This window comes from Burkholderia sp. ABCPW 14 (assembly GCF_001523835.1).
Classification (GTDB): domain Bacteria; phylum Pseudomonadota; class Gammaproteobacteria; order Burkholderiales; family Burkholderiaceae; genus Burkholderia; species Burkholderia mayonis.
The window spans coordinates 79,893-93,959 of the sequence record NZ_LOVS01000082.1; the positions used below are offsets into that span (position 1 = coordinate 79,893).

14 protein-coding genes are annotated in these 14,067 nt (G+C 65.9%); 5 read left to right on the forward strand and 9 right to left on the reverse strand.

From position 1 onward, the window contains the following. Positions 1-91: 91 nt before the first annotated feature. From infB to WS62_RS12430, 6 genes are all read right to left on the reverse strand, one after another. Positions 92-3,019, reverse strand: coding sequence for a translation initiation factor IF-2 (gene infB / locus WS62_RS12405; RefSeq protein WP_066571087.1), 2,928 nt, complete (start codon positions 3,017-3,019; stop codon positions 92-94). Between the two features lie 91 nt (positions 3,020-3,110). Further along, complete coding sequence (gene nusA, locus WS62_RS12410) at positions 3,111-4,586, reverse strand: transcription termination factor NusA (RefSeq protein ID WP_066571088.1); 1,476 nt, start codon at positions 4,584-4,586, stop codon at positions 3,111-3,113. Beyond that, complete coding sequence (gene rimP / locus WS62_RS12415) at positions 4,583-5,044, reverse strand: ribosome maturation factor RimP (RefSeq protein ID WP_004193908.1); 462 nt, start codon at positions 5,042-5,044, stop codon at positions 4,583-4,585. Before rimP ends, nusA begins: the two co-directional genes overlap by 4 nt. Before the next feature lie 304 nt (positions 5,045-5,348). Next, entirely contained in the window at positions 5,349-7,028 is a 1,680-nt protein-coding gene (gene rluB, locus WS62_RS12420; RefSeq protein ID WP_066571089.1) for a 23S rRNA pseudouridine(2605) synthase RluB, read from the reverse strand. A gap of 63 nt (positions 7,029-7,091) precedes the next feature. Next, entirely contained in the window at positions 7,092-8,453 is a 1,362-nt protein-coding gene (gene scpB, locus WS62_RS12425) for an SMC-Scp complex subunit ScpB (protein ID WP_066571090.1), read from the reverse strand. Positions 8,454-8,872: 419 nt separating this feature from the next. Beyond that, positions 8,873-9,775 (reverse strand): LysR family transcriptional regulator, encoded by a 903-nt coding sequence (locus tag WS62_RS12430; RefSeq protein ID WP_066571091.1) that lies wholly within the window; start codon positions 9,773-9,775, stop codon positions 8,873-8,875. Positions 9,776-10,190: 415 nt separating this feature from the next. On the opposite strand from WS62_RS12430, the gene WS62_RS12435 reads away from it, so the two are divergent. Further along, a complete protein-coding gene (locus tag WS62_RS12435) occupies positions 10,191-10,592 on the forward strand; it encodes a transposase (RefSeq protein WP_010104117.1) in 402 nt (133 codons plus the stop codon). Positions 10,593-10,800: 208 nt separating this feature from the next. Continuing rightward, a complete protein-coding gene (locus tag WS62_RS12440) occupies positions 10,801-11,052 on the forward strand; it encodes a hypothetical protein (RefSeq protein WP_066489528.1) in 252 nt (83 codons plus the stop codon). 162 nt (positions 11,053-11,214) lie between these two features. Here WS62_RS12440 and WS62_RS12445 read toward each other — a convergent pair whose 3' ends face one another. After that, on the reverse strand, positions 11,215-11,532 hold the full coding sequence (locus WS62_RS12445) for a hypothetical protein (RefSeq protein ID WP_010104120.1): 318 nt from the start codon (positions 11,530-11,532) through the stop codon (positions 11,215-11,217). A 199-nt stretch (positions 11,533-11,731) separates the two neighbouring features. Here WS62_RS12445 and WS62_RS12450 point away from each other — a divergent pair, with 199 nt between their 5' ends. The 3 genes from WS62_RS12450 to WS62_RS12460 all read left to right on the forward strand — a co-directional run bounded on the left by WS62_RS12450 (position 11,732) and on the right by WS62_RS12460 (position 13,379). After that, on the forward strand, positions 11,732-12,454 hold the full coding sequence (locus WS62_RS12450) for a YdcF family protein (protein WP_066571092.1): 723 nt from the start codon (positions 11,732-11,734) through the stop codon (positions 12,452-12,454). 242 nt (positions 12,455-12,696) lie between these two features. Beyond that, a complete protein-coding gene (locus WS62_RS12455) occupies positions 12,697-12,972 on the forward strand; it encodes a hypothetical protein (protein WP_066571093.1) in 276 nt (91 codons plus the stop codon). 149 nt (positions 12,973-13,121) lie between these two features. Then, a complete protein-coding gene (locus WS62_RS12460; protein ID WP_066489517.1) occupies positions 13,122-13,379 on the forward strand; it encodes a DNA-binding protein in 258 nt (85 codons plus the stop codon). 51 nt (positions 13,380-13,430) lie between these two features. Here the strand turns inward: WS62_RS12460 and WS62_RS12465 are convergent, their stop codons facing one another. Then, entirely contained in the window at positions 13,431-13,721 is a 291-nt protein-coding gene (locus WS62_RS12465) for a putative quinol monooxygenase (RefSeq protein ID WP_066571094.1), read from the reverse strand. 99 nt (positions 13,722-13,820) lie between these two features. Beyond that, positions 13,821-14,067, reverse strand: a 247-nt coding sequence (locus WS62_RS12470; protein WP_197422816.1) for a transposase, incomplete at its 5' end; no start/stop codon positions are given.

The window sequence follows — 14,067 nt, forward strand, 5'->3', positions numbered from 1 at the left end:
CCGGTTGATCGGCGCTGCGCGCGACACCGTTCATGAAAATGGGCGGGACGGGCCCAAGCCCGACCCGCCCATTCAAGCCGTCACGCCGATGTTACAGCGTACGCGCGACTTCCGTGACCTCGAACACTTCGAACTGATCGCCTTCGACGATATCGTTGAAGTTCTTGATCGACATACCGCATTCGAAGCCCTGCTTCACTTCCTTCACATCGTCCTTGAAGCGTTTCAGCGAATCGAGCTCGCCGGTGAAGATCACGACGTTGTTGCGCAGCACGCGCACCGACGACGTGCGCTTGACGACGCCGTCCGTGACCATACAGCCCGCGACCGCGCCGACCTTCGGCACCTTGAATACCTGGCGCACCTCGACCATGCCCGTCACGACTTCGCGCTTCTCCGGCGCGAGCATGCCCGACATCGCTGCCTTCACCTCATCCACTGCGTCGTAGATGATGTTGTAGTAGCGGATGTCGATGCCGTTCGACTCGGCGAGCTTGCGAGCCTGAGCGTCCGCACGCGTGTTGAAGCCGATGATGACGGCCTTCGATGCGGTCGCGAGGTTGACGTCGCTTTCGCTGATGCCGCCCACCGCGCTGTGCACGATCTGCACGCGCACTTCGTCGGTCGACAGCTTGAGCAGCGACTGCACGAGCGCTTCCTGCGAGCCCTGCACGTCCGCCTTGATGATGAGCGGCAGGTTCTGCACTTCGCCCTCGCCCATCTGCTCGAGCATGCTTTCGAGCTTCGCCGCCTGCTGCTTCGCGAGCTTGACGTCGCGGAACTTGCCTTGACGGAACAGCGCGATTTCGCGCGCCTTGCGCTCGTCCGGCAGCACGATGACTTCCTCGCCCGCGCCCGGCACTTCGGACAGGCCCTGAATTTCGACCGGGATCGACGGGCCGGCTTCCTTCGTCGGCTTGCCGTTCTCGTCGAGCATCGCGCGCACGCGGCCGTACGCAGAACCTGCAAGCACTACGTCGCCGCGATTCAGCGTACCGGATTGTACGAGCACCGTCGCGACCGGACCCTTGCCCTTGTCGAGCTTCGCTTCGATCACGATGCCCTTCGCGGGCGCGTCGACGGGCGCCTTCAGCTCCAGCACTTCCGCCTGCAGCAGCACGTTCTCGAGCAGGTCGTCGATGCCGACGCCCGTCTTCGCCGACACCGGCACGAACGGCGAATCGCCGCCGTACTCTTCCGGCACGACGCCTTCCGCGACGAGTTCCTGCTTGACGCGATCCGGATTCGCCTCCGGCTTGTCGATCTTGTTGATCGCGACGACGATCGGCACCCCGCCCGCCTTCGCGTGCGAGATCGCTTCCTTCGTCTGCGGCATCACGCCGTCGTCGGCCGCAACCACCAGAATGACAATGTCGGTCGCCTTCGCGCCGCGCGCACGCATGGCCGTGAACGCCTCGTGACCCGGGGTATCGAGGAACGTGACGACGCCGCGCGGCGTTTCGACGTGGTATGCGCCGATATGCTGCGTAATGCCGCCCGCTTCGCCCGCCGCAACCTTCGCACGACGGATGTAGTCGAGGAGCGACGTCTTGCCGTGGTCGACGTGACCCATGACGGTGACGACGGGCGGACGCGGCAGTTGCTCCGCATCGCTGCCGGCCTCGCCTTCGACGAGCAGCGCTTCCGGATCGTCGAGCTTCGCGGCGACCGCACGGTGGCCGAGCTCCTCGACGACGATCATCGCGGTTTCCTGGTCGAGCACCTGATTGATCGTGACCATCTGGCCGAGCTTCATCATCACCTTGATGACTTCCGAAGCCTTCACCGCCATCTTGTGCGCAAGATCCGCGACGGAGATGGTTTCCGGCACATGCACTTCACGCACGATCGGCTCGGTCGGCGCCTGGAACGACGATGCACTATCCTGATGCTTGCCGCGACCCTTCGGGCCGCCGCGCCAGCCGCGATCAACGCCGCCGCTCGAATCGCCGCGCGTCTTGATCCCGCGGCGCTTCGCTGCGTCGTCCTGCCAGCCGCTCTTGCCGGTGCCCGGCTTCTTGGCGCGATCGCCCGCAGGCGCAGCGGCGGGCGCCGGTGCGGCGCCCGCCGGCTTCTTCGGCGCGGGACGGGCCGCGGCCGCCTCGCCGGCGGGCTTCGCCGGCTTGTGCAGCGTGCCCTTCGCCTCGGCCGCCTTCGCAGCCGGTTGCTCGACGGGCTTCGGCGGCTCGACCGCCTTCACCTGCGCCCGGCGCGGCGTGTTCATCATTTCGCGGATCGCGCGCGCTTCCGCCTCGGCGGCTTCGCGGCGCTTGCGGATCTCTTCCTGCTCGGCACGCGCCTTGTCGGCGGCTTCGCGTGCGGCATCCTCCGCCTTCTTCGCCGCTTCGCGCTGCGCGGCACGCTCGGCGGCCGCGCGTGCCTCTTCCTGAGCCGACTGCTCGGGCTGGGTCTGGGCACGCTGCGCTTCCTCGCGAGCAGCCGCAGCCTGCTGCACGGCCTCGGCCTGCGCGACAGCGGCCGCGCGCTTCGCCGCGGCGTCATCTTCCGCGCGGCGACGCTCGGCTTCGGCGGCCTCTTCGCGCGCACGGCGCTCGGCCTCCTCGCGCTCGAGGCGCTCCTGACGCTCGCGCAGCTCCTGAGCCTGCTTCTCGAGCAGTTCGGCCTCGCGGCGCGCTTCTTCCTCGCGGCGCTTCAGCTCCGCATCGGCTTGCTCGTCGGCCTGCGCCTGTGCTTGGTCGGCGCCCGTCTCGCTCACGTCGTCACGCTTGACGAACGTGCGCTTCTTGCGCACCTCGACCTGAATGGTGCGAGCCTTACCCGTCGCGTCGGCCTGTTTGATCTCCGACGTGTGCCGGCGAGTCAGCGTGATCTTGCGCTTGTCGCCATCGGTCGCGCCGTGCGACTTGCGCAAATGATCGAGCAGACGCGCCTTGTCCGTCTCCGACAGCGCATCGTCCTCGCTCGCTTTCTGGACGCCCGCCGCCTGCAGCTGTTCGAGCAGCACACCAGCAGGCATTTTCAGTTCCGCGGCAAATTGGGCTACGTTGTTACTCGCCATTCATTCCTCTTAGTGCAAGGACCAATTCCTTGCGGTTAGCATCGGGTCAGGCCTTCCGGCCGCCAGCAAATCATTGCGCCATGGTCATTTCTCACTGGAACCAGTGTTCGCGCGCCTTCATGATCAGCGCCTTCGCGGATTCCTCGTCCATGCCGGTCATGTCGACCAGCTCGTCCACGGCAAGCTCCGCGAGATCGTCGCGCGTCTGCACGCCCTGCTCCGCGAGCTTCGCGAGCAGTTCGGACGTAACGCCGTCGAGGCTCTTCAGATCGAGTGCGGCCGTCTCGACCTTCTCCTCGTTCGCGATCGCCATCGTGAGCAGCGCGTCGCGCGAGCGGTTGCGCAGTTCATGGACGGTGTCTTCGTCGAACGCCTCGATCTCGAGCATTTCGTTCAGCGGCACGTAGGCGATCTCTTCGAGGCTCGTGAAGCCCTCGTCGATCAGGATGTCCGCGACTTCCTCGTCGACATCGAGGCGCGCAATGAAGAGACCGCGAAGCGCATCGCGCTCTTCGTTCTGCTTCAGGGCGGATTCGTCCGGCGTCATGATGTTGATCTGCCAGCCGGTCAGTTCGCTGGCCAAACGAACGTTCTGGCCACTGCGGCCGATCGCGACAGCCAGCTCGTTCTCGTCGACGACGACGTCCATTGAATGCTTTTCTTCATCGACGACGATCGACTGAACGGCCGCCGGCGCGAGCGCGCCGATCACGAACTGGGCGGGATCTTCCGACCATAGCACGATGTCGATGTTTTCGCCACCGAGCTCGTTGCGCACGGCCTGCACGCGCGAACCGCGGATGCCGACGCAGGTGCCGATCGGATCGATCCGCTTGTCGTACGCGACGACGCCGATCTTCGCGCGCACGCCGGGATCGCGCGCAGCCGCCTTGATCTCGAGGAGGCCCTGCTCGATCTCCGGCACTTCCATCTCGAAGAGCTTCATCAGGAACTCGGGCGCGGTGCGCGACAGCTCGATTTGCGGGCCGCGCGCCGTGCGGTCGACCTTCGCGATGTACGCACGCACGCGGTCGCCGACGCGCAGGTTTTCCTTCGGAATCAGCTGGTCACGGCGCAGCAGCGCCTCGACGCGGCCCGATTCGACGATGAAGTTGCCCTTGTCGAGGCGCTTCACCGTGCCCGTCATGATCTTCTCGCCGCGCTCGAGGTAGTCGTTCAGGATCTGCTCGCGCTCCGCGTCGCGAACCTTCTGCAGGATCACCTGCTTTGCCGCCTGTGCGCCGATCCGGCCGAACTCGATCGACGGCACCGGCTCCTCGACATAATCGCCGACCTCGACGTCCGGCTTCTGCTCACGCGCCTCGAACAGCAGGATCTCGCGATCCGGCTCCTGCAGGCCGGCTTCGTCGGGCACGACGAGCCAGCGACGGAACGTCTCGTGTTCACCGCTCTCGCGATCGATATGTACGCGGATCTCGGCGCCTTCGTCGAACAGCTTCTTGGATGCCGACGCGAGGGCTGCTTCGAGCGCGCCCAACACGACGTCCTTGTCGACGTTCTTCTCGCGCGCCAGCGCATCCACCAACATCAACACTTCGCGACTCATTGTTTGCGGCTCCTAAAGTCAACGTGCGGAATCAGGCGGGCCTTGTCGATGTCAGCCAGCGTGAAATCCAGCATGGCCGCCTCGCCCTTCTTCCTCTCAAATTCCAAACCGATCGTCTCGCCGTTCGGCGCGTGCAGAATGCCCCGGTACGTCTTGCGCCCGTCCAGCGGCTTTTTCAGGGTGATGACGGCCTCGCTGCCCGCGAAACGCGTGAAGTCAGCCAGCTTCTTCAACGGCCGGTCGAGCCCCGGTGACGAAACCTCGAGCCGTTCGTAATCGATGTTTTCGACCGTCAGTACGTGCTGGAGCTGACGCGTGACCTTCTCGCAATCGTCGATCGTAATGCCGGCGGGCTGATCGATATAGACGCAGACCATGCCGCGCCCGGTGCGCTCGAGATCGACGAGCTCGTAGCCGAGCCCAGTGACCGTAGTTTCTATCAGTTCCGTCAGTTGCACAGTGTCCTCTCGGGTGTCCGCGCCCGCCCCTCGCGATTCACCCGCAGACGCGCGCCTTAGCCGGCGCAGGAAGCGCTACCCGAGATGCTCAACCGTTTCGGCAAAAAAAAATGGGCGCAACGCCCATCTTGTTACCGTTGGTCGCACCTGAGCTACACATCGAATCCGTACGCCCAGCGACTCCGCGATTATAGCGATTTTTGGCCCGAACGCAAAGCTTCGCCCCGCGAAATCGGCCCGAAACGGCGATTTCGCGAGGCACTCGCAACACGCGAGCGCAGTTGCGAATGCCGTTTCGCGTCGCTCAGCGGCCCCGCGAACGATTGCGCTGCGGCGGCGTGCGCTGGCCGCCGCGCGCGCCGCCCGCGTTGCCTTCGGCACGATTGCCGTTGCCATTGCCACTGCGGCCGCCCTTGCCGGCGCCGCGCTTGTTGCCGCCCGCGCCGTAGGACGCGCGATTGCCGTCGACGTCGCGGCCGCCCTGGCGCGCGCCGCCGCCGCCACCACCGTAGCCCGGCAGACCGGCGTAGCCGCCTGCGCCCGCGCCGAAGCCACCGCCCGCCGGACCGCGACGGCCACGCCGCGGCTGGTCGAGCTGGCCGTGGGTCGTCAGCACCGGCTCGCGATTGATGAAGCCCATCGACGTCTGCATCGGATCGGGCTGGCGGCGCTCGGTCGCACCGCCGTGCTTGCCCTTCTCCTCGGTCGGCGCCTTCAGGCCGACGGCCGCCATCAGGCGACGCACCTGCGCCTCGTCGAGCTCCTCCCAGCGGCCGCGCTTCAGGCCGCGCGGCAGCGGGATCGGGCCGTGGCGCGTGCGGATCAGGCGGCTCACCATCAGGCCGACCGCCTCGAACATCCGCCGCACTTCGCGGTTGCGCCCTTCGGCAAGCGCAACGTGATACCAGTGATTCGTGCCTTCGCCCCCGCCGTCGCGGATGCGCAGGAAGTTCGCCGGACCGTCGTCGAGCTCGACGCCGTGCAGCAGCTTCTGGCGCGACGCCTCGGGGAGCTCGCCGACGACGCGCACCGCATATTCGCGCTCGACGCTGTAGCGCGGATGCATAAAGCGGTTCGCGAGGTCGCCCGACGTCGTCAGCATCAGCAGGCCTTCGGTGTTGAAGTCGAGCCGGCCGACCGCGAGCCACTTCGCGGTCTTCATCGTCGGCAGCCGGTCGAACACCGACGGGCGACCCTCCGGGTCCGCGTGGCTCACGATCTCGCCCGTCGGCTTGTGATACAGCAGCACGCGCGGCGGCTTGTTCGGCAGCTTGCGCTTGACCGGCTTGCCGTTGATCCGGACCTGGTCGGTCGGCATGATCCGCTGGCCGATGTGCGCCGGCTCGCCGTTCACCGAAACGCGCCCGGCGATGATCAGTTCTTCCATCTCGCGCCGCGAGCCCATCCCGGCTTCGGCGAGCACCTTGTGCAGCTTCGGCGCATCGTCGTCCGGCGACAGCACACGCTTCGGCTGGCTCTGACGGCCACGGCGCAGCATCGGCGCGCGCACGCCACCGCCCGATGCATTGTTATCGGCGTCGAATGCCGGCGAAATCACATAAGCGAACAGATCGTCCTGACCGGTCTCGGCGGGCGCAGCAGCCTCGGCCGCCGAAGCTGCCGCACCGCGCTTCGCCTGGCCTTGCCGCGCCGCGCCTTCGCGCTTGCCGGCCGCCGGCTTGCGCGGCGTCTTCGCCGCGGCGTCCTTGCCGCGCGGCGCGCGCGTGGGCGCCTTCGCGGCGCCGGCGCCCGCATCGGCGTCGCCGGTCGCGGCCGCCTCGGCGCTCTCCGCGTTGTCGGCGTTCTTCGACTTCGCTGCCGCTCGGCGGCGTGCGATCAAGCTGCGCGGACCGCGTCGCAAGCCGCGGCGCGGGCGGTCTTCGCCGCTCGCATCCTGAGCGGACTGCTCGGGTGCGCCGTCGGCGCGCGCCGTCGCGACGGCATGCGCGGATTCGGACGAATCGATGTCGTGGGTATCAGTCAAAACAACCTCAAAATGTCAGGTCTCGCGCCCGTTGCGGGCACGGCTAGGGTTCGGTCGCCCGTCTCAGGCGCGACGCTTCGCAGGCTCTTCTTCGTCGTCCTGCAGCTCGCGCTCGGGGACCGCCTCGCTTGCACTGCGCACGGCGTCGGCGAGACTGTCGGACGTGTCGTCCAACGCCTCCTCCGCCTGCGCTGGGACCGGCTCGGCATCGTGCGGGATGCCGCCGATCGCGCGTTGGTCTTCCTTCGTCGCTTGGTCCGCCGCCGGATCGGCGGCCGCCTCGCGGCTTGCTGCATTTGCCGCGTCGGCCGGAGCTGCGTCCGCCTGCGCGACAGGGTGTGCGTATTCGTTCGCCGGCACGGGCGATTCGGCGCGCTCGCCGGCGGCGTGGCCGGCCGACTCGGCATGCGGCGCCATGGCGGCGTCCGCTGCATCCTGCGCATTGCCATGCGCCGCCGCATGCTCGTGCGACGCGGGTGCGCCTTGCGCGAGTGCGCCTTCGTCAGCGGTCGATGCCGAATCGACGGCTTCGCCGGCTTCGATTCGGCCGGCGGCATGCTCGGATGAATCGCAATCGCCACCGACCCGCCGCGACGCATCGGCTTCGTCGGAAGCTTGTGCCGCATCGCCGCTCGCATCGGCTCGTTCGTCATTATCAGCCGGATCGGCAATCCGTGCCGTCAAGCCGTCAGCGCCTTCGGACGGCGCATCGGGCGCGCGTGCCTCGGCTTCCGCCGCTTCGTCGTCAGCCGACGCCACGGCTTCGTCCGGTCGAACCGCCGGATCTGCAGCATGCGCGGCCGCCTCGCCCGCATCCACATCGGACGCGTCCGCCACCGCTCCGCCGTCGCCCCGCGCATCTTCGGGGAAGTCGATCGCCTGCTGCGCGAGAAGGCTTGCCTCCAGATGCGCGGCCGGCTCCTCGAGCGCCGGCAGATCGTCGAGCGCCTTCAGGCCGAGATCGTCGAGGAACGGCTTCGTCGTCGCGTAGAGCGCCGGACGGCCCGGCACGTCGCGATGACCGATCACCTCGATCCAGCCGCGGTCCTCGAGCTGCTTGACGACTTGCGTGTTCACCGTGACGCCGCGGATTTCCTCGATGTCGCCACGCGTCACCGGCTGCCGGTACGCGATGATCGCGAGCGTCTCCAGCACGGCCCGCGAATACTTCGGCGGCTTCTCCGGATGCAGCCGGTCGAGATAGGTGCGCATCGCCGGCTTGCTCTGGAAGCGCCAGCCCGACGCGAGCGCGACGAGTTCGACGCCGCGCCCGGTCCATTCCTGTTTCAGATCTTCGAGCAGTGTTCGGACTGTGTCCGCCGACATGCCGTCGGCAAAGAGCTTGCGCAAATCGCCGAGCTTCAGCGGTTCCTGCGCGCAGATCAAAGCAGTCTCGAGGACGATCTTCGCCTCTTGGGTATTCATGCAGCTAGGTCAGACCCTGTGGTCAAGCGAACCGGATCAATCGAACAGACGAAAGGAACGGAAGACGCGCTCGCCCGATTCTGATCGGTCATATTGATGGGAGCACGAACCGGGGGCGGCGAACCTACTCTCAAGCCCAACCCAAACCGGACGGAACAGCGCGGAACCAAGTCGGAACCGCGTGACTGAGCGCCATCTTACGCAAAATTGCCCTGTGCGTAAAGACAAAGAACGTACGGCAAAAGACATATCTCTGGCGCGTCGGCGGCGACGAAAACGCTCGCCGCCGACGCTTCCGCCATGGTCGCCGACAGAGCGCCCGCCCGCGCGAACGGCGATGCGCCCCCTATCCGGACTCAGCGGCAAACGTTGCGACGACCGGACCCCGCCCCATGCCGAATCGGCTACGCGGCGCGTCGTCAGCTCAGATCCTCGACGCGCGCCGGCATCTCTTTCACGAGCCCCCAGACCGCGTCCGCCGCCGGCGACAGCGAGCGGTCGCGCCGCCGCACGAGCTCGACGGTACGCTCCGTGCGCGGCGCCAGCGGCCGCGCGACGAGCGACGAGCCGGCCGGCAGCGGCAACGACAGCCACGGCAGCACGCTCACGCCGACGCCCGCCTCGATGAGGCCGAACACCGTCGCCGAATGGCCGAGCTCCTGCACGACGCTCGCCGCGACCCGATGCGTCGCGAGCGCCGCATCGATCAGCGGCCGGCTGCCCGACGCGTAGTCGAGCAGCACGAGCCGCTCGCCCGCGAGCGCCGTCCACGGCACGCGATCGCGCGCGGCAAGCGGATGATCGGCGCGCGCGACGAGACAAAACGAATCGGTCATCAACGGTTCGTTGATCAAATCGTTCGTCGCGAGCGGCCCGATCACGACGCCGAAATCGACCTCCCCCGATTTCACCTTGCGCAGCACGTCGCTCTGCACGTCGTCGCGCAGGCCGAGCGTGACGAACGGAAAGCGCTGCTCGCACGCGGCGACGACGCGCGGCATCAACCGGCATGCGATCGTCGGGCTCGCCGCGACGATCACGCGCCCGCGACGCTGCTCGCCGATCTCTCGGATCTCGCGCAGCGTGTCGTCGAGGTCGCCGAGCAGGCGCGACACGCTCGCGATCAAATTCGTGCCGACGTCGGTCAGTTGCACGTCGCGCGTCGTGCGGTCGATCAGCTTGAGCCCGATCTCGCCTTCCAGCTCGCGCACCGACCGGCTCACGGCCGACTGCGTGAGACCGATCTCGTCGCCTGCCCGGCTGAAGCTCTTGAGCCGCGCGACTTCGATGAACACGCGCAACTGCCTCAGCGTGATATTCATGGGATTCCCTCATCAATCGGACGCATCGATGCGCAATTGTATTGCGTCCTTGCGATGCCGTGCCGTGTGTCGGTGCGGTGCAGCACACGTTGAAACGCACGTCTCACGAGCCAGACTGCACAAGATTGGTGATTGTCCTTATTTGCTCGACGGTCTTTTTAGCGTCTTATACGCCCCTAGCTGACGCGGCTGTCAGTTCGCTACCAGGCGGCTTTGGGGTGGTCGTCGCCAACGTGGCACGCTTCGTGCATTAGCAGGCGCACAGGGCTGCGGGCTTTCGGGCTTCTCGCGGCGGATCGCGCAACATCCGCTGCTGCATGGAGCCGATGCCTCCCCCGGCACTCGTTGCATCGAGTGCTCGACGAGTGCGCGGCGCAGGGCGGCGCACCGGAGTTAGCTTCGCTGAGGTGAGGACATGATGCTGTTCGACGATTTGAGAGACAACGAATGGGCGCTGCTCGAGGGACTCTTCTGCTCCGAGCCTGCACGCAGTGAGCGCCGCGGTCGTCCCCGCGTGGAAGCGCGCTCGGTGGTGAACGCCGTTCTTTGGGTGCTGTCGACGGGCGAAGGCTGGTCGAAGCTGCCCGGCCGCTATCCTTCGCCGCCGACCTGCCGTCGACGCTTCGACGAATGGCAGGCCGACGGCACGCTCGCCGAAGTGGTGAAGCGTCTCGGTTCGAGCGGCCGCCAGATCTCGCTGCGCGGGCGCATCGGCGCGAGCGCGGTGAAACCGCCCGCGCCGCCGAGCCGCGATCGTCTGCGCGGCGCGTTCTGGACCAATCCGGAATCCTGGCGCGCTCCCGTCAAGATGGCATGAATTCAATTTCTGGGCGGCACCGACCGCCCAGAATCGTTTTCGACGCCCGCTGCCGCGGCGCACGGCCGCCTTTTCGCACGGACTCCTGACAATGCGATCAAGCGATACATCTATTTACTAATATTTACAACGCGCCTTCGCTCCCCCGCTTACCTTAACGGTATATATCAACGAGCCGTCCGACGGCTTGAAAAGGGAGCTCCCAACGATGAAACCCATGTCACTTCTCAAGGCATGCGGCATTGTCGTTTCGCTGGCGCTCGCCGCTCCTTCGCACGCCGACCAATTTCCTCCGAAGCAGCACGGACAGCGGGAACGAGTCGCCCGTTCGCAAGCGGATGCAGCCGCACCCGGCGCACGACCGAACGTGCCGCGCGGCGATCTGCGCGGCGACATCGCCAGCAATGCACGCGCGCGCAATGATGCGCAACGTCCGCCGAGCTATTCGAATCATCACTGAAGCAGCAAAGGGAAAAATCCGCATGCACGGGAACTGCTCGGCACTCGCCGAGTCTGAGCTTTGCCATGAGCACAGCGTGGCAGCAGCAATGTACCCGGTACCGCCCGTATCCTCGCGATACGGGCTTTTTTTCGTGCGGAGGATGCGGCGCCGTGCGCGGCGCTACAAGCGACTTTCGAGAATCGACACGGCACTCGCTTCGCTGAGCGCGTAATCTTCGGTCCGGCGTGCGTCCCAATCGGGCTGCCTTTCGTCTCGCTCGAGCCGTGCGAATTCGACTCGGCCGTTGTCCGTCAAAACGGCGATATCGACGGGCGCGTGGAAACCGGGCGCAGGCGCGACAGTCTTCTGCCGAACCGTATCCATCAAGCCGAGCGCACGCAGGTATTCGAACACACCCGGACGCCTCGCCCAAGGAACCTGACGGTACTGGACACGCCTCAGCGCGTCGAGCACTGCTTCGTTGGAATACGTGGCCATCTCGATTCTTTCTTAAAGTGCGGCGACATTGCAAAGCGGCCCCGCCGGCCTGGGTCTCCGCCCGCCGGCGCCGCCACGCAGCTCAAGAGGGGTCCTTATAATCCCCTCACTTCTTCCGACCCGCTCCCCGCCGCTTCGTTCGCGCAACGCGGGGACAGATCGCTAACCGTGCCCAAAAAGCTACCTTACCCCAATCAAATTGATTCTGTTTAACACATTTGGACTTCTCTTCGTCGTTTTTCTGCTCTGCCGCAAACGCCCCGGCGCGATCGCGATACTCGTCGCGGGCGTCGCGCTCTTGTGGCTGATCGCGTCCGGCTGGCTCGCCGCGCCGCTCATCGCGCTCGCGGAATCGGGCGTACGGCCGGTCGCCCGTCCGACGATGGCGGGCGATACCGCGATCGTGATGCTCGGCGCGGGCATCAAGCGCCGCGATGGCGTCGCGGTGCCGCCGCGCGACGCGCTCGCCCGCATCGACAAGACTGCCGAACTCTATTCGGCATGCCAACGAACGGCGGCGCGCTGCATGGTCATCGCGTCGGGCGGCGATCCGCAGTTCCGTGGCATCACCGAAGCAGACACGTATGCGCCCTATCTGCTCGCGCGCGGCGTCGCGAACAGCGACCTGATCCACGAGCAGCGCAGCCATACGACTTACGAAAACGCACGCTTCACTGCTGCCATATTACGCGCCCAACATTACGATGATCTGATTCTCGTCACTTCGTCTTACCAGATGCGGCGCGCGCTCCTCGATTTCGAGCGGTTCGGGATCGCGCCGCAGCCCGTCTACGCGAACCGCAGGAACGCGCAACTCGGCTGGCTGCCGCGCAGCGGCAATCTCGTCAACGCCGAGCGGGCGCTGCACGAAATCCTCGGCATCGCGCAATTCCATGTGTATCGCCGTCTCGGCTGGTTCTAGCGGCGCACACAGTTTTCGACGCGCCCGATCGTCACGCCCCCCACCGCCGATACCGGTTCCGTGTGCGTGGATTGCGCAAGGATGACGGATTGCCTCACTGTTGCGCTCGATCCACGCGGCCAACCGCCATGACGCAATCGAATGCACTGATCCGTCACTTTTGATAAACTCGGCTCACTCGATTGCAGACGCCAGACAAATCGGCAACACTCGGGTCCATCACCACTTAGCGGAGGTAAGCAATGAAGAAGATGACCATGGCTATCCTGGTTTCGGTGTCGGCTCTGGCTGGCGCGGCCCATGCGCAAGAGAGCACGGAAATCAAGACGATCACCGATCCGGCGAAGATCGCCGAAATCGAGCAGCGCGCACAAGCGCTGCAGCAGCAACAGGCTGCCGAGCCGGCCGCCGAAGCAAAGCCGATGCACGAGCAGCACAAGCATCACCCGAAGAAGGCTGCTCACAAGGGCGCGAAGAAGGCGACCAAGGCAGCTCCGGCGAACGCCGCCAGCGAATAAGCGCGGTACGCCCCGCTTGCGCGAAAGCCGAATCCGGATCTGTCGGGTTCGGCTTTTTCATTGGCGCGCCGGAATGAGCGCGCCGCGCATTGTGCTAAAGTCGCGCACCGAACTTTTCCAACCGTGCGCACTCCGGTGCGGAGGACAGAATGAGCAACATCCAACTGGACATCGAATGGACCGAGGCCGCGACCAGCAAGATCAAGCAATTGATGCCGCGCGGCTCCGATGATGCGTTTCTCGCGCTGCCGCCGATCGAATGCCTGCCGATGGAAGGCGACGTGCTTTTCCTCGGTCCGCAAGGCAAGCAGCAGCCGTTCATCGTCGCGGAGCGGCAGTACCACCACGACGGCGACGCCGACTGGACGATCATCCTGATCCTCGACGTCCCGAACGCATCGCACTGATCGCCGATGCTTGTCACCGGGCCGCGCGCCGCGCGGCCCGCTCTCTCTTCGCTAAGCGATCTTCGACGCGACGCGAATCTCCGCACTCTCGATCCAATCCGCCGCAGCACGCTTGTACGCATCGATATGCGCGGATCGCGCATGGGCAGCGAGCGCGGCTTCGCTCGTCCAGCGCTCGATGAAGATGAAACGGCGCGGCTCCTGAAGATCGCGGTGCAGATCGTACTGCAGTGCGCCCTCTTCTTTGCGCGTCGGCCCGACGATTCCCTCGAGTTGTTCCAATAGCTTCGCTTCCGCACCCGGCTTTGCGACGATGAGCGCGACGACGGCGACTTCGGACATGCGAATCTCCTTTGCTGCATGACAAAGCGCTCAGCATACGCGAATCGGCGCAGGCGGGCTTCCGCGAATCCACGCTCGGCCACTCCAAAAAAAATAGGTTCATCGAGGAATTCCGGGGAACGCGGCGCGGATTTTGAGGAAGAAATATTCCTCGTCGCGGTACCCGTAAGCGCGACGCTTGATGACCTTGATGGTGTTGTTGATGCCTTCGACGACGCGGGTATTGAGCGGATGGCGGCAGCGGGCCAGGATGCCGTGCCAGTAACCCTGCAAGCGCTGGGCAAACAGTTGCAGCGCGGCAATCCCGCTTTGCCGGGCTTGCTCGATCCATTGCCCCCAAGCCTTT